This window comes from Propionivibrio pelophilus DSM 12018, assembly GCF_059569095.1.
On the sequence record NZ_JCANUT010000040.1, the window covers coordinates 1 to 20,057 of the forward strand.

General features: G+C 55.0%; 21 protein-coding genes and 2 tRNA genes. 5 read left to right on the top strand and 18 right to left on the bottom strand.

The features are described from left to right. The coding region (locus tag BO74_RS14795) for an integrase core domain-containing protein (RefSeq protein WP_496443150.1) at positions 1–235 on the top strand (235 nt) is incomplete at its 5' end. Positions 236–300: 65 nt separating this feature from the next. On the opposite strand, the gene BO74_RS14800 is transcribed toward BO74_RS14795, so the two are convergent. The 3 genes from BO74_RS14800 to BO74_RS14810 are packed head-to-tail and all read right to left on the bottom strand — an operon-like array spanning position 301 to position 2,584. Further along, positions 301–690: a hypothetical protein gene (locus BO74_RS14800; RefSeq protein WP_496443151.1), complete on the bottom strand. Its 390-nt coding sequence runs from the start codon at positions 688–690 to the stop codon at positions 301–303. A 20-nt stretch (positions 691–710) separates the two neighbouring features. Next, positions 711–1,694: a hypothetical protein gene (locus BO74_RS14805; RefSeq protein WP_496443152.1), complete on the bottom strand. Its 984-nt coding sequence runs from the start codon at positions 1,692–1,694 to the stop codon at positions 711–713. A 2-nt stretch (positions 1,695–1,696) separates the two neighbouring features. Continuing rightward, positions 1,697–2,584, bottom strand: a complete 888-nt coding sequence (locus BO74_RS14810; protein ID WP_496443153.1) for a hypothetical protein — start codon at positions 2,582–2,584, stop codon at positions 1,697–1,699. A gap of 127 nt (positions 2,585–2,711) precedes the next feature. On the opposite strand from BO74_RS14810, the gene BO74_RS14815 reads away from it, so the two are divergent. Continuing rightward, positions 2,712–3,080: a helix-turn-helix domain-containing protein gene (locus BO74_RS14815; RefSeq protein ID WP_496443154.1), complete on the top strand. Its 369-nt coding sequence runs from the start codon at positions 2,712–2,714 to the stop codon at positions 3,078–3,080. Positions 3,081–3,162: 82 nt separating this feature from the next. Here the strand turns inward: BO74_RS14815 and BO74_RS14820 are convergent, their stop codons facing one another. Then, the gene (locus BO74_RS14820; RefSeq protein ID WP_496443155.1) at positions 3,163–3,594 is read right to left on the bottom strand and encodes a hypothetical protein; all 432 of its coding nucleotides are present in this window, start codon (positions 3,592–3,594) and stop codon (positions 3,163–3,165) included. 3 nt (positions 3,595–3,597) lie between these two features. Beyond that, on the bottom strand, positions 3,598–4,161 hold the full coding sequence (locus BO74_RS14825) for a hypothetical protein (RefSeq protein ID WP_496443156.1): 564 nt from the start codon (positions 4,159–4,161) through the stop codon (positions 3,598–3,600). A gap of 145 nt (positions 4,162–4,306) precedes the next feature. Here BO74_RS14825 and BO74_RS14830 point away from each other — a divergent pair, with 145 nt between their 5' ends. Next, positions 4,307–4,708, top strand: coding sequence for a hypothetical protein (locus BO74_RS14830; protein ID WP_496443157.1), 402 nt, complete (start codon positions 4,307–4,309; stop codon positions 4,706–4,708). Beyond that, complete coding sequence (locus BO74_RS14835) at positions 4,702–5,124, top strand: terminase small subunit (RefSeq protein ID WP_496443158.1); 423 nt, start codon at positions 4,702–4,704, stop codon at positions 5,122–5,124. Before BO74_RS14830 ends, BO74_RS14835 begins: the two co-directional genes overlap by 7 nt. A gap of 580 nt (positions 5,125–5,704) precedes the next feature. Here the strand turns inward: BO74_RS14835 and BO74_RS14840 are convergent. The 13 genes from BO74_RS14840 to BO74_RS14900 form a co-directional block, all read right to left on the bottom strand. Then, positions 5,705–6,781 (bottom strand): HNH endonuclease, encoded by a 1,077-nt coding sequence (locus BO74_RS14840; RefSeq protein WP_496443159.1) that lies wholly within the window; start codon positions 6,779–6,781, stop codon positions 5,705–5,707. 432 nt (positions 6,782–7,213) lie between these two features. Continuing rightward, positions 7,214–8,881 (bottom strand): AICE element replication initiation protein, encoded by a 1,668-nt coding sequence (locus BO74_RS14845; protein ID WP_496443160.1) that lies wholly within the window; start codon positions 8,879–8,881, stop codon positions 7,214–7,216. Positions 8,882–8,883: 2 nt separating this feature from the next. After that, positions 8,884–9,939: a DNA-primase RepB domain-containing protein gene (locus BO74_RS14850; protein WP_496443161.1), complete on the bottom strand. Its 1,056-nt coding sequence runs from the start codon at positions 9,937–9,939 to the stop codon at positions 8,884–8,886. A 320-nt stretch (positions 9,940–10,259) separates the two neighbouring features. Further along, positions 10,260–10,487: a helix-turn-helix transcriptional regulator gene (locus BO74_RS14855; protein ID WP_496443162.1), complete on the bottom strand. Its 228-nt coding sequence runs from the start codon at positions 10,485–10,487 to the stop codon at positions 10,260–10,262. 153 nt (positions 10,488–10,640) lie between these two features. Continuing rightward, a complete protein-coding gene (locus BO74_RS14860) occupies positions 10,641–11,168 on the bottom strand; it encodes a hypothetical protein (protein ID WP_496443163.1) in 528 nt (175 codons plus the stop codon). Positions 11,169–11,263: 95 nt separating this feature from the next. Then, complete coding sequence (locus BO74_RS14865; RefSeq protein WP_496443164.1) at positions 11,264–12,478, bottom strand: tyrosine-type recombinase/integrase; 1,215 nt, start codon at positions 12,476–12,478, stop codon at positions 11,264–11,266. Positions 12,479–12,684: 206 nt separating this feature from the next. Further along, positions 12,685–12,760: transfer RNA gene (locus BO74_RS14870), tRNA-Val, on the bottom strand. A 24-nt stretch (positions 12,761–12,784) separates the two neighbouring features. Next, the gene (locus tag BO74_RS14875) at positions 12,785–13,096 is read right to left on the bottom strand and encodes an HU family DNA-binding protein (RefSeq protein ID WP_496443165.1); all 312 of its coding nucleotides are present in this window, start codon (positions 13,094–13,096) and stop codon (positions 12,785–12,787) included. A gap of 66 nt (positions 13,097–13,162) precedes the next feature. Next, a complete protein-coding gene (gene lon, locus BO74_RS14880; RefSeq protein WP_496443166.1) occupies positions 13,163–15,589 on the bottom strand; it encodes an endopeptidase La in 2,427 nt (808 codons plus the stop codon). An 84-nt stretch (positions 15,590–15,673) separates the two neighbouring features. Then, complete coding sequence (gene clpX, locus BO74_RS14885; protein WP_496443167.1) at positions 15,674–16,945, bottom strand: ATP-dependent Clp protease ATP-binding subunit ClpX; 1,272 nt, start codon at positions 16,943–16,945, stop codon at positions 15,674–15,676. A 52-nt stretch (positions 16,946–16,997) separates the two neighbouring features. Then, positions 16,998–17,636: an ATP-dependent Clp endopeptidase proteolytic subunit ClpP gene (gene clpP, locus BO74_RS14890; protein ID WP_496443168.1), complete on the bottom strand. Its 639-nt coding sequence runs from the start codon at positions 17,634–17,636 to the stop codon at positions 16,998–17,000. 30 nt (positions 17,637–17,666) lie between these two features. After that, a complete protein-coding gene (tig, locus tag BO74_RS14895) occupies positions 17,667–19,013 on the bottom strand; it encodes a trigger factor (protein WP_496443169.1) in 1,347 nt (448 codons plus the stop codon). Positions 19,014–19,083: 70 nt separating this feature from the next. Beyond that, positions 19,084–19,168, bottom strand: a tRNA-Leu gene (locus BO74_RS14900). A 65-nt stretch (positions 19,169–19,233) separates the two neighbouring features. Between BO74_RS14900 and hpnC the strand changes: the two genes are divergently transcribed. Further along, positions 19,234–20,043 carry a squalene synthase HpnC gene (gene hpnC / locus BO74_RS14905; RefSeq protein WP_496443170.1) on the top strand — a complete coding sequence of 270 codons (810 nt, stop codon included), beginning with the start codon at positions 19,234–19,236 and terminating at the stop codon, positions 20,041–20,043. Positions 20,044–20,057: the final 14 nt, after the last annotated feature.

The following is a 20,057-nucleotide window of genomic DNA, read 5'->3' on the forward strand; positions in this document are numbered from 1 at the left end:
GATGCAGAACGGCTACATCGAGAGCTTCAACGGCAAGTTCCGTGACGAGTGTCTGAATGAGCAGTGGTTCGAGACCTTAGCCCAAGCCAGAGCTGCTATCGCCGTTTGGCGTCAGGATTACAACGAGGTCAGACCACACAGCAGTTGTGGTCGAATGCCGCCAGCCAAGTATGCCGCGTTACATCGCCAGAAATCGATCGCGATAACGCAACCCAATACCGAAGGAATCCTTTAACCTTGCAAGCGGACTTCCTGCGAATTGATTGGTACGGCTACAGGGGGCAGGTCAGGATAACCGCATTATTCTTCCGATGCAAAACTTTCTAAAAGTTCGAAAGCAATCAACGACTTTTTACTACTTCGGCGTTCTCTACTCTCAAGCCATGCTCCTCCAAGCCATTTTGAGTACATCTGAAATGAATCCATTGACAAAGGAACATTTCTGTATTCTTTCATTTTTTCTCGTGCTTGCTGTTGCATGTGTTTAGCTATTTCAATCAATTCTTTCGACGAGATGCCGTCACTTTGGCTAATAATTCTATTTCGTATCTGTAAAAATCCGATGATGATTGCGTTTCGTATTTGCTCGTCAAATTCTCCAAGTGAGCAAAGAGAAGTTTTAATATCATGAAAAAGTCGCTCACTATGAGCCTCGTTATTCTGATCTTTTATAAATGATATAAACCCCATTTCTTATCCCATTCCTTAAGTTAAATAATTACTTCCCCAGTTGAAGCTTCTAAATAGGCATTTAGTTGCGCGGGTGACTTAAGTTTTACGATGTACTGGCAGCCCTGTTCCTGTGGTTGCCAACGAGGGCATCCGAGAAAATACATATCCAGCAGTCGACCACCGTTCTCTTTTTTTTTCTGCAACACCAAAGGTTCGCCATGCACAGGACAACGATAGACTTCGGTCGGACTAGCTCTATTGTTATTTCTAACCGCCTCAAATCGCTCGATTACATGGTCGCTATGATTGAGAACAATTTTTGAGAATTCAGGTGCTGTTAATTCAGCATATTCCGGACGTTTTGCGCGAGCGAAAATGTCGAAATCATTTGGATCTAGCTCCTCCCAGTGATTACACAAATGTGGAGTGCCGCTCTTCCCAGGCCAATACCACCCCGTACAACCCCAGCCAAAATCAGCAGTGCCTACTGCTGTTTTCATTCTGTTCCACTGCAACTGCATCTGCCATCCGCATTTCGGGCACTTCTTTCCATAAATAGTTTGGCCAACCGTTGATTGCAGAAGGTGGGATGTGGAGTCATCAATCGTTATCGCCGCATATTCTTCTTCATGATCGGTAATGCTTTCGGCAATCCTCATTTCATCGGAGCCCTGCAGCAAACCAATCAACTCTCCTCTTCGATGAATTAGTTCGATTCGCTGATCATGCTCTCGGCTTGATAGTCCGCGGGTACGATAAATACCGGCTAACCTTGCCAATCTGTTATTTACATCGAGGATTTCGAGTTTTGCGTCTGCAATATTGACCGAATTTATTGCGCCACTGCGCTCCCTTTGCCGCCGATTCCATTCGTCGCGTGCTGCTTGTACTGCGGCAACGATTCTCGGTTTAACTTCGGCAGCAACTCGTACAGCGATTCGCGCAAGCGCTCCACCGCCTGCAATCGCAACCTTTGCAATACCAACAGCTAGACTTTCTAAAATGCTCGATAAGATTCCCATGATCAAGCTCTCCCAAACAGAGCTTTGATCCCAGCACCTAGTGCAGCGGCACTATCCGACGTTCTCGCAACAACCTTTTTCCCAATCGTCTCTGTGCGTGTAGCGGCGTCGAACCCTTCTGCCGCTGAATTTACGGCGAATAACAGTTGATGTGCTTCCATCGGTATGGAAATCGGTAGATCCTTGTAGGCAGCGGGTTGAATCGTCGCATCGACCCCCAGGTGGTAGGCAATTCCGACGCTCGTTCCCAATGCGAGCTGGCCGGCGATCTGGTTTTTTGTCGAAATTAGCGAATCCCAGAACGGCGATCTCTGGCCACGCGGGATTTTTTCGCAAACGATGTCTGCGAGGTCAGCCAAGGCCAGAATTGCCCCCTCGATAACAATGCCGGCGATAATCGAGTGGGTATAAATTGAGCGATGGTCACCGATGCCAAACATCGTGATATCGGTATCCGGAATGCCGCCATTGCCATCCAGACCTCCTGAACCCACCACAAAACCGAGGGCAAGCGCCAGAACGCCGGGAGCATTCTTTTTTGGATCTTCACGAAGTGCTCTGATTACTATCGACAGCGTCCGATAAATTCTTTGCCCGAGGTCAATCGTCGTGTCGATGCCGTCAGCCGTTCGGTCACCAAGGTGCGTTCCCAAGTGATTTTCTCGCCAGGCTCGGGTGGCATTTTCACCTTCCTGCCTAGCAAAACTGGCAATGCTTTTGATCAGGCTGGCGAAGTTCTTAATGCGACGTTTTCCAATGACGGGGAAACGACGTGCGGACGCCACGCCCCACTTCCTCATGTCTGCAGCATTCGTTTGCTGAACAGCAAGGCGCAATTCTTCAAAAAGACGGTTTTCGTCTCTCAATTCGACGGCGGGGTTGTTTTTCATTTTTTTCACCTTAATCCGAACGCTACGTTGACTAAATCAACATATACGCCGGATTCGTATTCAACAACATAATCCCTTCTTCTATTCGTCATTGTCAACGACTCTTGTTGTTCGAAAGGACAACAAAGTGGTTGATTTGCGAAAAGATCGGTCTCGTTTTCTTGCCTCCCTGATCGGTGCGAAGGTCGCGCAGCGACGTAAGGGGCTGGGCTGGACGCAGGATAATCTTGCTGAACAGATGGGCGTGGACGCGGAAACCGTGTCTCGCATCGAGCGAGGCGTTCATCTGCCTTCCTTGTTAACGCTGGCTCGTGTAGCGGATACGTTGTGTTGTGAGCCCGGAGAATTGCTTTCAGCGGAGCCTCTGGCTGAAGGAACTGACCTAGAGATGATCGCCGTATGGCTGCATGGCCTGAAAGAGGAGGACAGGCTGTTCGCGCTGGAGTCTTTGAGGCGCCTCGCTGACCATTTGCGGGCAACGCAAGTGAAGGAATAGGCATCGCGTCGGAACCAGTTGGCATGTGGGTACACTGCCACTCTAGTTCTTAACGGCTCAATTTTCCCCTCAAGTTTTTCGTTTACCCATAAAACGCGACCAGTGGCTTGGATTCTTGGCCGGCAAAGCCGCCCCATCGCCGTGACAGGATATCGTCCAAGATATGGACGAATATTTGCATCTGCGGGATGCAATCATGGACCACTGGAAACGCACCGCTGCTGTTTTGAGCGGTGAGCACCTGAACTGCCCATATCCGCGTTTGCCAGAAGAGCAGCTTTTTTCCCCTGATTTTGTGTATCTCAAACCTGATAAAGGGGGCGCTGAATTCTTCAAGCCAGTTTTTTGCCGTGATCGTAATAAAGCCTTGAGAGGCTGTTTCCAGGCTCAATGAGCTTTTATATCCCTGCTGTGCCCACCTTTCTGCATGCCCCTTTAGCAGATCGAGATCGACGGATGAATATGGAAGATGGTTCGCCCGGAAACTACTGTCTGTCATCTCCGGAGCCTTCATGTGTTATTCCTCTGTCAACTCAACGGACTTTTCCCAAGCGATGGCCCGAGTTTGCTCCACTTGGGAGCAAACTACCTGAAGGTCAGGGATACCGTACATTCTGCCAAAAAGATGACTACAAATTAGACGGCGGACACATTCGCCAAGAGTAAGCGCCACCGCGCCCGCCACTGATTGCAAATCGGCCTTCATCTTTTCGGGGAGGAATATCTTGATGGCGAAAATGTTCTTGCCGAGTGACGGCATGGGCTCTGCCTCAGCTCCCATCATCGAGCTTTTATACCGTTTTGGCTCATAAAGACCGATACGGCTTTCGCGCATCCGCAAAAGTTCATGATAGCCATAAAGATAGCTCGCAAAAAACTCTGTTAAGTAGACGGTCATCGACGATTCATCGCGTTCAGCGAGTGCTTCGAGCGCCGTTTTTGCTACATCGGGTAGCCAGATGCGCAGCTGTTCATCTTGCACGTTGAGTTCCGAATAGTCCCTGTCTGGAACCAGTTCTTGAAGCCCATGAGCCAGAGAAGCATGTTCCCACTCTGCCAGTCGGTCGCGTGATATGCGCATTTTTCCCTACGATTTTCATCATGAATATCCGCATCGTACTCCCGGAAATCGCGAATAACGGCCTAAAGGGAGAGGTTGCACAGACAAAATAGTGAGTCCATCGGCATTTGTTAATGATCTTGTTCTTGTGTACGGGAGATATATATTGTATATTGCTTATATTGAATATACTGAAATCGTGACCATGAATGAAATCTTGATCAAGATGGAAAATGCGGCCTCTCAGATAATGGATGCAGTCATGGCTTACTCGCCCAGCGATGATTCGTATTTTGTACTTAAGGTTGGTCTGGACACAGAGGGACAAACCAAGCCGCTGCTTATTGTGGGCAACATGCATCGCAAGTTCGACGACGGCAACTGCGTTGTTCTCCTGAATGCGGAACGCAGCTTGGCAGAGCAAATCAAACCCGCCGTTGGCTATTCGGATCACATTCTGAAAGAAATAGTGAAGGGGCGGTGTGAAGCGATGTCGATGTTCCACTGGTTGGCTGGGAAAACTGTGATGATCAGCAGCTATCGGGCACGAAAGAAACGCTTGTGCTGACCCCACGCCAAATGCGGTTTGCCGACGAGTACGTTCTTTGCGGCAATGCAACCGAGGCGGCACGACGTGCAGGGTACAGCGATAAAACGGCACGGCAGATTGCCGCGGAGAACCTGTCAAAACCAGTCGTTTTGGAGGCTATACACGCTCGTCAGGCGGCAAATGCCGCGCAATTCGAGATAACCAAGGAAGACGTTCTGGCAGGGATTCTGAAGGCGATAGACATGGCCCGAGAACAGAAGAACCCTGCAGCCATGATTCAAGGTTGCGCCACGATTGCCCGCATGCTGGGCTATTTCGAGCCGGAGACGATCAAGGCATCTGTTTCAGGCGATGTAGAGAGTCATAGGGCGAGATTTACAGCCATGTCGGATGCCGAATTGATTGCGCTGACGCGGCGGCGTTTACCGACGTAGGCCATTTTTCTTCTTTTTTACTATAGAAATGGAGGCCGTCACTTCGTCACATCGTCACTAGCCGTACCCTGTCGGGCGCACAAAACACCCACCGATACAGCGTTTCAGTAGTGCGTTGGAAGACTTTCCAATAGGAACTGCGAATCACCAAGGACGATGTCGTCGCCAACCTTCTGAGAACCATCCAGTTGGCTCGGGCGCAGCAGAACCCCGCCGCAATGATCAGCGGGTTGGTGCAGATCGCCAAGCTATACGGCTTTATGAGCCAGACGTCAGCCGGATCGAGATTTCAGGCGAGGCACTGCGGCTAAAACACTGATTCGCAGCCATGTCTGACAATGAACTGCTCGCGGTCATTGCCAACCATTAGTTTTTTTCGGGCGACCGGATTAAACCGATTTTTACTAGAGCAGTCTTAGAAGCTGTTCACGATCTTCCATACGTCACTAACCATCGGGAATCCCCCTCAACCGAGCCACTTCTTGGGTGAGAATTGCAGGTTCGAGCAACGAGTGCCCGCATCCCTTCACATGAGAAGGGCCAAAAAAGGGAGGGAGATTAATGCTAAACGACGAATATCTTAGAAGTCGAAGCTGTCCTGATGACTTGAGGGTGATTGCATGTCAGGAACATATTCTTTGATTGCCTTGTCGATATCAATGCGACGCCAAGTTCCAACCTCAAAAGTAAGCCCATTCCCATCGGCCCTTTCCCGTTGCTTTGAGCCGCGTATTGCCCCGCTTCTCTCAAGAGCGTCTCCGCAGACATTTGCCAAATTTCGTCTACCAACGATCAAAATCCCAAAAGGGAGTCCGAGTTCCAATAAGCGTTGTTTGACTGTTATAAACCCTTCCGGATCGCGATATGCGGGGCTTGTTCTTTCCAGATCGGTTATTCGCCCTTCGTGTATGTCGATACTCTGACCTTGCTTTGTAAAAGTAGCATGCGTCGCTTGTGCTAACGACTGGATGGCGTGCATTGCCTGATCAACTTCTACAGTACCGGTCACAACTTGATCTGGTGTCATCCTGGACTGCATCAAGTTCTGTATTTCGCGCTCTTGTAGCGAGTAGCCCCACTCCTTCAACTGAAGGATGTTTTTCGCGAACCGCTCAGACTCTCGACGTTTGTTTGTCTCTTTTGGCAAGTCTCCTCGAACGACTGCCTCCATCCAGTTTCTGTGCCACTTATCCAACGTCGCAGCTATAGGTGGCCAACGAAAAACCTTCACACCAGCACATGCAGCAACAAAAGGCCCGCCCTTCATATTTGCTGCCCGTGCATCTGCAAACTTCTCAAAATAATCTGGCATGAAATATGGGGCCTGAAGTACTTGGCACCATTGGGAAATACTGCCCCAAATCAGTCCATCTGAGTGATACACGGAAATCGTATTGTCAAAGGGACCGGTAACTTCAGTAGGCTTAGCATTTCTTAGCGGTTCCATATCGCGAGCACCATGGGAAAGATCATGGCATCGAACACAAACAGCAACCAGCATATCCAAAGAATGAGGTTGTCCAACTTTGGGATAGCGAATGTGGTGTACATGCGTTGCTGACTCACCACAGTAATCACACAACCCCTTGGACCTGGCTAGTGCCGCTTGACGAAGTTCTTGCCATTCGTCTGAATCGAGAAAGTCGCCGTAGTTCATACCAAAGCAATGCTACACCGACTGCTTCATTACTACATATGCGAATCGTTCAATGACCTCAAGAGTTGGTAGCGTAAATACTCAAATGGTGTCATCGGCCACTAATTCGCCTAGTAACTATTGAGGCGGCCAGAATATGTTTGAACTGTTGCTCCCTGAGATCACAGAACCGGGGCGTTCTCGGAGTTCAAACTTCACTTGGCCGGATCAATAGATCTTCAACTAGCCCCATTTCTATCTGTTTTCACTTCCCTGAAATAGGAATGCAAATCGAGTAGCTTGGGGTTATTACTCAATTCGGCGCTCCGCACCCAGATAATCTGGATACCCGTTTTTCTAGCCTAGGGTAAAAGCCGGAAAAGATCGTCACGTCACACACATCGTCACCGTTCCCGTGATGATGTGACGTTGGTGACGATCTTTTCCTATTGTTTAACCCTGCCGAAAATTAGAAACTCTCACCGAGCGGCCTCGACGGTCACGCTCGAGCATTTCGACAGAAATCCCCGTCCGTCGCAAACCCGGAGCGATCCGTTTCAGCTGTGCTGCAAGGCCGCGTGCCGATTTCGGCCAGTGGGAACGATCAATACCAGGGAGTTCCGACAGTTCGCCAAGGAGGCTCAGGCATGTCCCTTTCCACGGTTTGGGCCGTCCTTCCATCAGGATAGAGATGGCATTGGAGATACCAAAGGTCTCCAGACCGCGCAGAACGCCCTCCCCTTGGGCTTCATCGAGCACATCCGAGAAATGCCCTGCGGGCAACCCTTGCGCGAGGCAGATAGCCTCGCCAAGCATCTGATAGTCGATCATGCGCTTCTTTTTTCCTTCATCGAGCTTCACCTTTGGCAGTTTGCGTAGCGCATTCGATAGCAAATGAAGGAGGCCGGTAAATATGGCGGGGTAGTCCTCCTGCCAATTGGCGTCGAGTACCTGCTCGTTCTGCCTCTGCGCCGACGGGATCGACGGCAACTCGACCGAGATCGCCCGGTCGATCAGGTCCGACTGGCTGGTTACCGGGTTGATGCCGTTGAAGATCACCGGGTTCTTGCACCGCAGGACAAACTCGTCGCCGTTGGTATAAAGCGCCCTAGTCGCGAACCCGCCCCCAGTAGAAATGACACAGAAAGCGTCCTGCTGATCCGGGGTCAGATTGGACAGGTTCTCGTATGACACGAGATAGCTGCCGCTCGCCGCAACGTGGATGTCCTCGACCGTCTTGGGGCGGGCACGAAGCGGCACCTCGTTGGGATCAATGAGATCGCGCAACCGACGCTGCGCGGAAGACTTTGCCGATCCCATTTCACCCGTCAGTTCAAAAACCGGGAATGGAGTGTCGGGACGCAGACTATCCAGCAGCCACGCGAGAACCAGTGACCGGCGGTGATCGGGGATGTTGATATGCTTCCACAACTTGTTAACATCACCCTCCGGCAGTACAGCGGGAAACGGGCGCATGCCCTTGCTCCGAATGAAATAGACCGGTGAGCGGTCCAGCACCTGAGCACCGTGCTCATCCACCCGGATGACACGCCATGCATCGTCGCAGCAGTCAATGAAGTAAGCATCGCCGACCTTCGCACAGCGCTGGTGCACCGTGATCTGCTCGCCTTCATGGTTGCCGATCGCGTTGAGTGTAGCCAGCGCCGTATTCATGGCCTGATCAGGGATGCCCATGCGGTGGGCCTTGTAAACAGCAGCCCGCAGCCATTTTTTGAACCCTTGGCCGTCAACGAGATGCACCGCGCGATGCCCGTCCACCTCGACGATAGCGACACCTCGACCGTCTGCGTCGTGGTGATACTGGCAGTTGGTTTGCGCCACCTGCAGAATCAGGTCTTGGTTGCTGTCCTGATGGCTATCGCGCTCGGAAGCAGTCAGCTTGTCGAGACGAGTCTTGCACCCCGTGGCTCGCGCCACAAGGCGGGCGTAGGCCGCTTCGTCTTTCTGGCGGATCACTTTCAATGCGTCGATGACAGCGCCTTCGTACATCGCGCCGGCATCCTTACCGAGTTTGCCGAGAGCCGCCTCAACAACAGCCACAGGATCGGCAGTCTCTTCTGCCGCGTGGCGGAGAAGTTCAGGTGATATTGCAATATTCATGTCTACTTCTCCTTGCTCTTCTGAAGAACGCGCGTGACGAAATGCGTGAGATTGGCAATCGTCCGGTGCTGACAGTGACCGTGCTGACACTTAAACCCGCCCGCCCATGAGTTCTCTTCGGATGGTTCGAAGTACGCCGTACCGGAGGATTCTTCGTCCGTATGCTCATGGACCCATGGGCAGACGATGCGGTGACCTCCGTCGAGACTCGTTATCGGTTCGAGGTAGAGACCCAGCCCGTCCAGAATTCTAGTCAGGCCATCGTCGCCGTCCGCAACCACCGGCAGCTGGCGTCGCAAGGGGGCTTTGCGTTGGCGCCCCCTTGCCTCGACCGCCAGACCGACGTCATATGCGAGGGCAATCTGATCGAGGCTGTAGCGGATAGCCGGTGCCCAGTGGGCGACGCGCTGCACGAACGGTCTGCCCGAGACGTCGACGTACTTGGCTTTACCATTCACTCCGACGGGGAGCCTGCCGTACCGCGTCACGCTGTTCATGCCGGGGTCCGATCCGTCAGCGGTCAGACCGCTGGCGATCATCCCCTTAATCAGGCGTTCCGCACGGGAGCGGTCGTGTTCCGGTTCAGAGAGGAAGTACCACGCCTGAAAGTTACCAGGGCTGGTCTCCACAAGGCATGTCGGCTCAAGGTACAGCCGATTGAATGGAACTTTCGTACCGACGTCATCGACCATGACCACGAACATGCCGGCGAAGCAGTCCTTCCGCCGGTGATACTTGCCGTCCTCCCCACGGCGGAAGGTGCTGACCACAACGTAGTTGTTATTGCCGTCGCGGATGAACGGCGGCAAGGGCAGCGCTGCCCGCCCCATCCACGCGCCATGCTCGACCGCGTTAGGATCGCCGGGAAAACCAGCGACCCACGGCACTTCATCCGTCCCGCAGCGGCAAAACGCGTAGGTCAGGAAATCGCGGTTTGACAGTGCTATTGCTCGCTTCGTGGGTGTATATCTCCACGAAGCAATGGAGCGTCCATTTCCTTGCTGCCCCGGTTGACTCCTGCCAGAGTCGCCGGGGCGTTTCGTTTGTGCGGTCTTCATGTCAGAGCCTCCGTTTCAAAGCGCGAAATGGGTCGCCAATGGGCTTCAAGTGAGTGGCGTGCGAATAGAGCGCCTCGATTTCTCTCGGCTGGATCTGCCAGGGTGCCTTTCTCGTAACATGGTGCGTCGTTAAACCACCGGGCCAGCAAACCAGATAGGTTTGTGGAACGCTGTAATAAGGTTGTTTGTAGGCTCCGGGGGTTTCCGTCTCGATCTCGAGTTCGGAATACTAATGGATCATCGGGAAGTCGGTATCGCGTTCGACGATTTGAGCCAATTCGCAGATCGAAGAAAGTTGAGAAGATGATTGTGCGCTCATATCAGGCATCCTCTTTACCGAAGCGATCGATGAGTTGGCGGATGTCTTCGACGCGCCAGACCGTCGTTCTCGAGCCTAGTTTCAGCGGTTTTGGATATTTCCCGATTTTTACCCCAGCCCAAAAGCTGGACTTGCTCACGGGAATGATCGGGGGGATAGGCGGGTCGGATTTAGGATTTCCGACGATTTGGTGCAGGCGTAGAAAGCCGGTTTCTGGGAGTTGGTTCATTTCTGTCTGTCCTCATCTTGGTTAGGGCAGACAAATACTCTTACGAGTAAAAAGCGAAAAATAGGCGCAGTTGGTGCTGATAACTGGGTGCGGACAACTCGGGTAAACAACCTCAAAGTACCGCCATTGCTACTAATGCGTGGGCGCGGATAACTATTTCCGTGGCCCGGGATGCAAACCGTCAGCTCGCAAGATCGTCGCCATTACTTCTGCCGTTCGAGCCGACACCCCCCGCTGTTTCAACCGCTTGATAACTTGCTCATTCGTTGGTGCAGTCGATTTATCTTCGGGGTCATAAAGTGTCCAGAATTCGTCTGCCACCGCCGCCAGTGCTCGCAGCAGTTCCGTTTCATGGTCACCCCAAGGCCATTTCCCTTTTGCGGGGCCAGAATCATTGGTATTTTTGTCTGACGTTAGCTCGCGCAGCCTCTCTATCCAAATGGAAGGAAGAGTTTCTGTACTCACAAAAACATGCTCTGGGTTTGGAATCGGATAGTTACCTGTCACGACAAAGGCACTACCATCCGCCCGCGTCCCGCCGGGTCTTCGCCATTTCGACAAATCAGCGGCGTCACCGTCTGAAATCATTTTGACGCCGCTTGCCAACAGCCCATCAGCAATAGAGTAGCAATCCTCACCAAGCAGAATCGATAGTTCACTTATTGAATAGAATGGTTTCATCTGCGCTCCCTTTCAACGCACCCTTGTTAGGGTGCCACGCCAGCCCGGCTAGGGTTTCCGGGTTTTCGGGGATCAGCCTCGGCGTGGCAAACTCACTATGCTGCGCTACCGCGAAGTGGTATCACCTCTGCCCCTGCCTTAAGCTTGTCCAGGCAGTCAGCCCACTCCTGCATCATTACCCGCCTCTCCGGCAGGTACTCCGCTCGATTGTAGGCCGCACGAACTTGATTACGCTCGCCATGAGCTAATTGGCGCTCAATGACGTCGTGACGGTAGCCTTGTTCGTTCAGGATCGTCGATGCGGTGGATCGGAAGCCATGCCCAGTCATTCGACTTTTGTAGCCCATACGCGCCAGGGCATAGGTGATCGTGTTCTCGCTGATTGGCCGGTCCTTATTGACGGAGGACGGGAACAGCAACCGACCGTAACCAGTCAAGGGACGCAACTCCTCGATTATCTTGAGTGCCTGTGCAGACAGAGGGACGACGTGAGCCTCCCGCATCTTCATTATTTCTGCCGGAATACGCCACAGTGCGGCCGGCGCATCGATCTGGGACCATTCAGCGAACCGAATCTCCTTGGTTCGCTGGAAGGTCAACGCCATCATCTGCATGGCGGTTTTCGTGACGGCTTCGCCACGATATGCGTCGATGTCGCGCAACAGCACGCCAAACTCCAGCGGGTCAGTAATCGCGGCGTAGTGAGTCTGATCGACTGTCGCCAGAGCCCCCCGCAAACTGGGGACTGGATCTGTTTCAGCCTTGCCGGTGGCAATCGCATACCTGAAAATCGCGCCGCAATGCTGCTGAATCCGATGGGCCATATCGACGGTTCCACGCTTTTCGATAGCGCGAAGCAGTGCGAGCAGATCAGGACTGGAAATTTCCGTTATTAGTTTCTTTCCGAGAGTCGGAAAAGCATGGCGCTCCAGCGCAGACTTCGTTTTGGACGCATAGCTGTCTGACCAGCCCTTACCTTTCGTTTTCATCCACTCTGTGGCGACAGCCTCAAACGTGTTGCTTGCAGATTGTTCCAGCGCCTCCTTCTTGGCTTTTGCCTCGGCGGATGGATCGATGTCCTGGGCCAGTAGCCGGCGTGCGTAATCACGCTTCTGTCTAGCCAGTGCTAGACCGGTATCGGGGTAACCACCGAATGAAAGTGTTTTGCGCTTGCCCCGGAAGCGATAGTCCATCCTCCAGAGTTTGGAACCGCTAGGCAGAACCAAAAGATAAAGACCTTTTTCATCGGCGATCTTGCGCGCCTTTTCGGTCGGTTTTGTGTTCCGTACGCCTGTATCAGAAAGTGGCATGAATGCCTCCTATACGGTGCCGTGAAGCGGTATTCCAAGGAGGCAACGGGCGTGTACCGTCATTCTATGGAAATACCGTCACGAATACCGTCAGAAAAGACGGTATTTTGTTGAACCACTATAGACAGTACTGGACGACGTATCAAACAAAAAACCCCGCAGTTGCGGGGTTTATGGACAGCTATGAATCACTTTGGATTGTTATTTGGTGGGTGCTGACGGGCTCGAACCGCCGACATCCAGCTTGTAAGGCTAGCGCTCTACCAACTGAGCTAAGCACCCGAATGCGCGACTGCGCAAAGACGATTAGTTTACCGCATCCTTGAGTGCTTTGCCAGCCCGAAACTTCGGTACACGGCCGGCCTTGATTTCGATCGACTCGCCGGTCTGCGGATTCCGCCCGGTGCGCGCCGCACGCTCACCAACACAGAAGGTACCGAAACCGACAACAGACACTTCCCCCCCGGCCTTCAGGGTGTCCTGGACGGCCGTGATCACGGCGTCGAGAGCACGCGTTGCGGCGGCTTTCGAAATATCGGCAGATGAAGCGATTTGATCGATCAATTCGGTTTTGTTCACGTTATTCCTTTCAAACGAAAAAACTGCCAGGCGGCACAATCTGCATTTCCTCCGCCAGGCAAAAAAAAACGTGCCGGGAGAGACTCCCGGCACGCCCTACACAACTTAATGCGTGACTACAGCCTGCGCTTGCGCCGAGCCTCCTTCGGTTGAAGCAGAAGCACCAGACTGGGAAGCAGCAGCGTTCTCCGGAAGCGGCTCCGGCATGCGCTCGAGCGCCAGCTCGAGTACCTTGTCGATCCACTTCACTGGAATGATCTCCAGCTTGTTCTTGATGTTTTCGGGGATCTCAGCGAGATCGCGCACATTTTCTTCAGGAATCAGCACACGCTGCAATCCCCCACGCACGGCAGCCAGCAATTTCTCCTTCAAGCCACCGATCGGAAGCACTTCGCCACGCAGGGTGATTTCGCCGGTCATCGCCACATCACAGCGCACCGGAATCCCGGTAAGTACGGAAACGATGGCGGTACACAGTCCGATACCCGCCGACGGACCGTCCTTGGGGATGGCCCCTTCCGGCAAGTGGATGTGGATATCGTTGTTCTGATAGAAATCGTCGGCGATTCCCAACGAGCGCGAGCGCTTGCGCACCACTGACAAGGCGGCCTGCACCGACTCCTGCATGACCTCGCCAAGCTTGCCGGTGGTAATTGTCTTTCCCTTGCCGGGCAGAACCACGGATTCGATGGTCAGCAACTCACCGCCAACTTCCGTCCAGGCCAACCCGGTAACTTGCCCGACCTGGTTCTCGCGCTCGGCAACGCCGAAGCTGTAGCGCCGGACACCGAGGAATTTGTCGAGGTTGCGCGACGAAACGGCAAGCCGCGTTTGATTTTTCTTGAGCAGCAACGTCTTGACGACCTTGCGGCAGATCTTGGAAATTTCGCGTTCCAGACTGCGTACACCGGCCTCGCGGGTGTAGTAGCGAACGATGTCGCGCAAGCCGCTCTCAGCCAGGGTCAATTCGGTCTTTTTCAGCCCGTTGGCCTTCATCTGCTTGGGCAGGAGATAGCGCTGCGCGATGTTGATCTTTTCGTCTTCCGTATAGCCCGACAGGCGAATCACTTCCATCCGGTCGAGCAAAGGCGCCGGAATGTTCAGGGTATTGGCCGTGGCCACGAACATGACTTCCGACAGGTCGTATTCGACCTCGACGTAATGGTCAACAAAGGTCGAGTTCTGCTCCGGATCCAGAACCTCCAGCAGCGCGGAGCTCGGATCGCCGCGGAAATCCTGTCCCATCTTGTCGACTTCGTCGAGCAGGAACAGCGGATTCTTGACCGCGACCTTGGTCATGTTCTGCAGGATTTTCCCGGGCATGGAGCCGATGTAGGTACGGCGATGCCCCCGGATCTCGGCTTCGTCACGGACGCCGCCCAGGCTCATGCGCACGAACTTGCGTCCGGTGGCCGTCGCGATCGACTGCCCTAGAGACGTCTTGCCAACGCCGGGAGGCCCGACGAGGCAGAGAATCGGCGCCTTCAGCCGATCGACCCGTTGCTGCACGGCCAGATATTCGATGATCCGTTCCTTGACTTTCTCCAGGCCCCAATGATCCTTGTCCAGCACCTTTTCGGCAGCCGCCAGATCACGGCTGATGCGCGTTTTCTTGCGCCAGGGCAGCCCGATCAGCGTTTCGATGAAATTGCGCACGACTGTCGCCTCGGCCGACATTGGCGACATCAGCTTGAGCTTCTTCAATTCGGACTGGACCTTGGCCATACCCTCCTTGCTCATGCCGGCTTCCTTGGCCTTTTTCTCCAACTCTTCGAAGTCCGCCCCTTCTTCGCCTTCGCCGAGTTCCTTCTGAATCGCCTTGACCTGCTCGTTGAGGTAGTACTCGCGCTGGCTCTTTTCCATCTGGCGCTTCACGCGACCGCGGATGCGCTTCTCGACCTGCAGGATGTCGATCTCGGTTTCGAGTTGTGAAAGCAGGCGTTCGATACGCGCACGAACATCGAGCATTTCCAGCACTTCCTGCTTCTGCTCGAGCTTGAGAGGAAGATGCGCGGCGATGGTGTCGGCAAGACGCCCCGCCTCCTCGATCCCCGCGATGGAAGTCAGGATTTCCGGCGGAATCTTCTTGTTCAGTTTCACGTACTGGTCGAACTGCGCGATCACGGCCCGGCGCAACGCCTCGACTTCGTGATCGACGCCATCCTCGACGGCCGCTGGATTCACCGTCGCAACGAACATGCCTTCCTGCGTATCGACAGCGGTGATCTGCGCCCGGCGTGTCCCTTCGACGAGGACCTTGACGGTCCCGTCGGGCAGTTTGAGCATTTGCAGGATGTTGGCCACGCAGCCAATGCCGTAGAGATCCTCGGCCTCGGGCTCGTCCTTGACGGCCGATTTTTGTGCAACCAGCAGGATTCCCTTGCCAGCCTCCATGGCCGCTTCGAGCGCCTTGATCGACTTCGGCCGGCCGACGAAGAGCGGGATCACCATGTGCGGGAAGACCACCACGTCGCGTAGCGGCAACAGCGGCAATTCAACTGTCTCGTCGGTGAATGATAGATTCGTGGTCATTGATTGGGCTCATTAAATGTGGATGCCCCCAGCAAGTGGGGGCACAAGAACGTTTTTCAAGCCGCAGGCAACGGCCAACGTGACTCAGTTCGAACCGGAGACCTTCGGCTGATCGGCGTAGATCAGAATCGGCTTGGCATCGCCAGTGATCGCGTTTTCGTCAACCACAACCTTAGTGACATCGTCCATCCCGGGAAGTTCGTACATCGTATCCAGCAAGGCGGATTCGAGAATCGAACGCAAACCACGCGCCCCGGTCTTGCGCTCCAAGGCACGACGGGCAACCGCCGTCATCGCCGCAGGGCGAATCTCGAGTTCGACGTCCTCCATCGAAAACAGCTTCTGATACTGCTTGACCAAGGCGTTCTTCGGCTCGACGAGGATCTGCACCAGCGCCTCGGTGGAAAGCTCCTCGAGTGTAGCGATGACCGGAAGACGGCCGATGAGTTCGGGGATCAGGCCGAACTTGATGAGATCTTCCGGCTCAACGGTGCGCAATACTTCACCGATCGCCCGCTTGTCGTCCTTGCTCTTCACTTCGGCGCCGAACCCCATCCCGCCCTTTTCGGAGCGGTTGCGGATGACCTTCTCGAGGCCGTCGAACGCGCCGCCGCAGATGAACAGGATGTTGGTCGTGTCGACCTGCACGAAATCCTGGTTCGGATGCTTGCGTCCGCCCTGTGGAGGCACCGAAGCCACCGTGCCCTCGATCAGCTTGAGCAGCGCCTGCTGCACGCCTTCACCCGACACGTCGCGGGTAATCGACGGGTTATCCGACTTGCGCGAAATCTTGTCGATCTCGTCGATATAGACGATGCCCTGCTGCGCCTTCTCGATGTCGTAGTCGCACTTCTGCAGCAGCTTCTGGATGATGTTCTCGACGTCTTCGCCGACATAACCCGCCTCGGTCAGCGTCGTCGCATCGGCCATCACGAACGGCACGTTGAGCATGCGCGCCAGCGTCTGGGCGAGCAAGGTCTTGCCCGACCCCGTCGGACCGATGAGCAGAATGTTGCTCTTGGCCAGTTCCACTTCATCATTGGTCTTGCCATGATGACGCAGGCGCTTGTAGTGGTTGTAGACCGCGACCGCGAGGATCCGCTTGGCCAGTTCCTGCCCGATCACGTATTGATCAAGCAAAGAGGAGATTTCCTTCGGCGTCGGCAAGTCACTTTTCGCCGTTTTCGCATCCAGCTCGGAAGCGAGTTCATCACGCACGATGTCGTTGCACAGATCGATGCACTCGTCGCAGATGAACACCGACGGCCCGGCAATCAGCTTTTTGACTTCGTGCTGGCTCTTGCCACAAAACGAACAGTAGAGCAGCTTTTCGCCGCTACCTTTCTTTTCCGCCATCGCGGTTTACCTCATAGTTCTGGAAACGGTTCGATGAGCGACAAAAGCCCGGTCAAACCGCCTCGCGATTCAGCAACACCTTGTCGACCAGGCCGTATTCTGCCGCTTCCTGCGCCGACAGGAAATTGTCACGATCCGTATCGCGCTCGATGCGCTCGACCGGCTGCCCGGTGTGGTGCGCCATGATCTCGTTCAGCTTGGCGCGCAGCGCGAGGATTTCCTTGGCGTGGATCGCGATATCCGAGGCCTGCCCCTGGAAACCGCCCATCGGCTGGTGAATCATCACGCGCGAGTTCGGCAGGGCGAAACGCTTGCCCTTCGCTCCGGCGGTCAGCAGGAAAGCCCCCATCGAACAGGCCTGCCCGAGACACAGGGTCGACACGTCCGGCTTGATGAACTGCATGGTGTCGTAAATCGACAGCCCGGCGGAAACGGAACCGCCCGGGGAATTGATGTAGAAATGGATGTCCTTGTCAGGATTTTCCGCCTCGAGGAAAAGAAGCTGCGCGACGACCAGATTTGCCGTTGCGTCGTTGACCGGACCGACGAGGAAAATCACTCGTTCCTTGAGCAGGCGCGAATAGATATCGTACGCCCGCTCGCCGCGGCCGCTCTGCTCGATGACCATCGGCACCATGCCCAGACCTTGCGGCTCCCAGCGATTTTCCATCGTCATGCGGTCAATTTCCATTGCAGATCCTCTTCCTCAGGCAGTTTCCGATCAGGCGCGCTGACCCTGGCCCATCAGTTCGTCGAAGGCGATGGGCTTGTCCAGAACCTTGGCGCTTGCCAGGGCCCATTCGACCACATTGTCCTCGATCACGATGCCTTCGATCTCGGCCAGGCGTTGCGGCTGGGCGTAATACCAGCGAACGACCTCTTCCGGGTGCTCGTAGCTCTGCGCCGCCTCTTCGACAACCGACTTGATCTGCTCCGGCTTGGCATGCAGTTCGTTGGTCTTGACGATTTCGGAGAGCACCAGGCCCAGGCTGACACGGCGCTTGGCCTGATCGGTAAACCATTCGCGCTGGATCGGGAAATCCTTCATCTTCTTGCCGCTGCGCTGCTCCATGTCGTGCCGGGCATTCTGGATCAGTTGGTCGATTTCGACTTCGACCAGCGCATTGGGCACGTCGACCGGATTGGTCTTCAACAGGGCATCCATGACCTGATTCTTGACCCGGCTCTTCAGGCGGCTTTTCACTTCGCGCTTCAGGTTGGTCTCGATTTCGGTGCGCATCTTTTCGGTGTCGCCGTCAGCGATACCCAGCGACTTGGCAAATTCGGCGTCTATTTCCGGCAGGATCGGCTCACTCACCTGCTTCAACGAGACATCGAAGGTCACCGCCTGACCCGCGAGATCCTTGGCGTGATACTCGGCCGGGAAGGTCATCTCGAAAGTTTTCGACTCACCCGCCTTGAGGCCGGTCACGGCGTTTTCGAAATCGGCAAGCATCGTGCCTTCGCCGAGCACGAACGGATAATCCTTGGCTTCACCGCCCTGGAACGGCACACCTTCCTTCTTGCCGAGGAAGTCGATCGTAACGCGATCGCCCTTGGCGGCAACGCGGTCGACCGGCTCGTAGCGGACGCGCTGCTTGCGCAGGACGTTCAGGGTGTTTTCCAGCTCGGTCGCACCCACTTCAAGGACCGGCCGTTCGATCTCGACCTCTTTCAGATCGGCAACCTTGACTTCCGGATAGACTTCGAAGGTCGCCGTGAACTCGAGGTGCGTTTCGCTCTCGGTCTTCTTCGGTTCGATCTTCGGGCTGCCGGCAACGCGCATCTGCTGTTCCTTGACAGCTTCCTTGAACGCCTTTTCCAGAGCATCGTTCAGCGCGTCCATGTGCGCCTCGTAGCCGTACTGCTGCTTGACGATATTGAGCGGCACCTTGCCCGGACGGAACCCCGGCATCTTGACGTTCTTGCTCATCCGCTTCACGCGCTGATCAATCTCCTTGTCGAGGTCGGCAATGACGACCGACAGATCCAGACGGCGTTCGAGGGCGCTGGGCTGCGGTGCGGCTTCGGCATTGGTGGTCGTAGCGTTCGTGTCCATCGTATCCATTAAGATTCCTTGAAGTCTCTGATAGTTCGGGCTGAGAGAATCGTCTGCTCAGGCAATGAGTTGAAAAATATGGTGCGAGAGAAGGGACTCGAACCCCCACGCCTTGCGGCGCTGGAACCTAAATCCAGTGCGTCTACCAATTCCGCCACTCTCGCGCTAATCGGGCATTCTACCCGAGAACCTTCTATACTGTCAGCCGCCCTCGTCTCACTCCTGCGCGATGCCTGTCGAACATTACGAGAATTTCCCCGTTGCTTCGCTTCTTCTGCCCAAACGGCTGCGCCGGCCGATCGAGGCCATCTACCGCTTCGCGCGGGGCGCCGACGACATCGCCGACGAAGGCGACGCCAGCGATTCGGCGCGTTTGCTCGGACTCGCCGGCTTCAGGGCGGAACTCGACCGCATCGAGAGAGGAAAAACGCCGGAGTCATCGGATTTCGCCGAACTGGCCCAGGTAATCCGTGAATGGAAGCTACCCATCCAGTTGTTTCGCGACCTGCTCGATGCGTTCGCCCAGGACGTGGTGCAAAAGCGCTACGCCGACTACGCCGAGTTGCTCGACTATTGCCGCCGCTCGGCCAACCCGGTCGGCCGCCTGCTGCTGCACCTGTTCGACCGGGCTGACGAAAACAACCTGCGCCGTTCGGACTGCATCTGCTCGGCGCTGCAACTGACCAATTTCTGGCAGGACATCGCCGTCGACTGGAAAAAGGAGCGCGTCTATCTTCCGCAGGAGGATCTCGCGCGCTTCGGCATCGACGAGCACCAGATCGCCGAAGCACACTGCTCGCCAGCGTGGGAGAAGCTACTGGACTTCGAGGTGGAGCGCTCGCGGCAGCTGATGCTCGCCGGCGCGCCGCTGGTCCACGCGCTGCCCGGCCGGTTCGGCTGGGAGATCCGGCTGACCGTGCAGGGCGGCCTGCGCATCCTGGACCGGATCGAGAAGGTGCGCGGCGACGTTTTCCGGCAACGCCCCGTGCTCGGCCCGGTCGATTGGCTGCGCATGGCCGCGCGCGCCGTGTTTATGTAAGATTCGCGGCCAAG

Coding starts and splice junctions, on each gene's coding strand:
- BO74_RS14800 (WP_496443151.1), bottom strand. CDS start 690: ATGGGGTTTATATCATTTATAAAAGATCAGAATAACGAGGCTCATAGT.
- BO74_RS14805 (WP_496443152.1), bottom strand. CDS start 1,694: ATGGGAATCTTATCGAGCATTTTAGAAAGTCTAGCTGTTGGTATTGCA.
- BO74_RS14810 (WP_496443153.1), bottom strand. CDS start 2,584: ATGAAAAACAACCCCGCCGTCGAATTGAGAGACGAAAACCGTCTTTTT.
- BO74_RS14820 (WP_496443155.1), bottom strand. CDS start 3,594: ATGAAGGCTCCGGAGATGACAGACAGTAGTTTCCGGGCGAACCATCTT.
- BO74_RS14825 (WP_496443156.1), bottom strand. CDS start 4,161: ATGCGCATATCACGCGACCGACTGGCAGAGTGGGAACATGCTTCTCTG.
- BO74_RS14840 (WP_496443159.1), bottom strand. CDS start 6,781: ATGAACTACGGCGACTTTCTCGATTCAGACGAATGGCAAGAACTTCGT.
- BO74_RS14845 (WP_496443160.1), bottom strand. CDS start 8,881: ATGAATATTGCAATATCACCTGAACTTCTCCGCCACGCGGCAGAAGAG.
- BO74_RS14850 (WP_496443161.1), bottom strand. CDS start 9,939: ATGAAGACCGCACAAACGAAACGCCCCGGCGACTCTGGCAGGAGTCAA.
- BO74_RS14855 (WP_496443162.1), bottom strand. CDS start 10,487: ATGAACCAACTCCCAGAAACCGGCTTTCTACGCCTGCACCAAATCGTC.
- BO74_RS14860 (WP_496443163.1), bottom strand. CDS start 11,168: ATGAAACCATTCTATTCAATAAGTGAACTATCGATTCTGCTTGGTGAG.
- BO74_RS14865 (WP_496443164.1), bottom strand. CDS start 12,478: ATGCCACTTTCTGATACAGGCGTACGGAACACAAAACCGACCGAAAAG.
- lon (WP_496443166.1), bottom strand. CDS start 15,589: ATGACCACGAATCTATCATTCACCGACGAGACAGTTGAATTGCCGCTG.
- clpX (WP_496443167.1), bottom strand. CDS start 16,945: ATGGCGGAAAAGAAAGGTAGCGGCGAAAAGCTGCTCTACTGTTCGTTT.
- clpP (WP_496443168.1), bottom strand. CDS start 17,636: ATGGAAATTGACCGCATGACGATGGAAAATCGCTGGGAGCCGCAAGGT.
- tig (WP_496443169.1), bottom strand. CDS start 19,013: ATGGATACGATGGACACGAACGCTACGACCACCAATGCCGAAGCCGCA.
- hpnC (WP_496443170.1), top strand. CDS start 19,234: ATGCCTGTCGAACATTACGAGAATTTCCCCGTTGCTTCGCTTCTTCTG.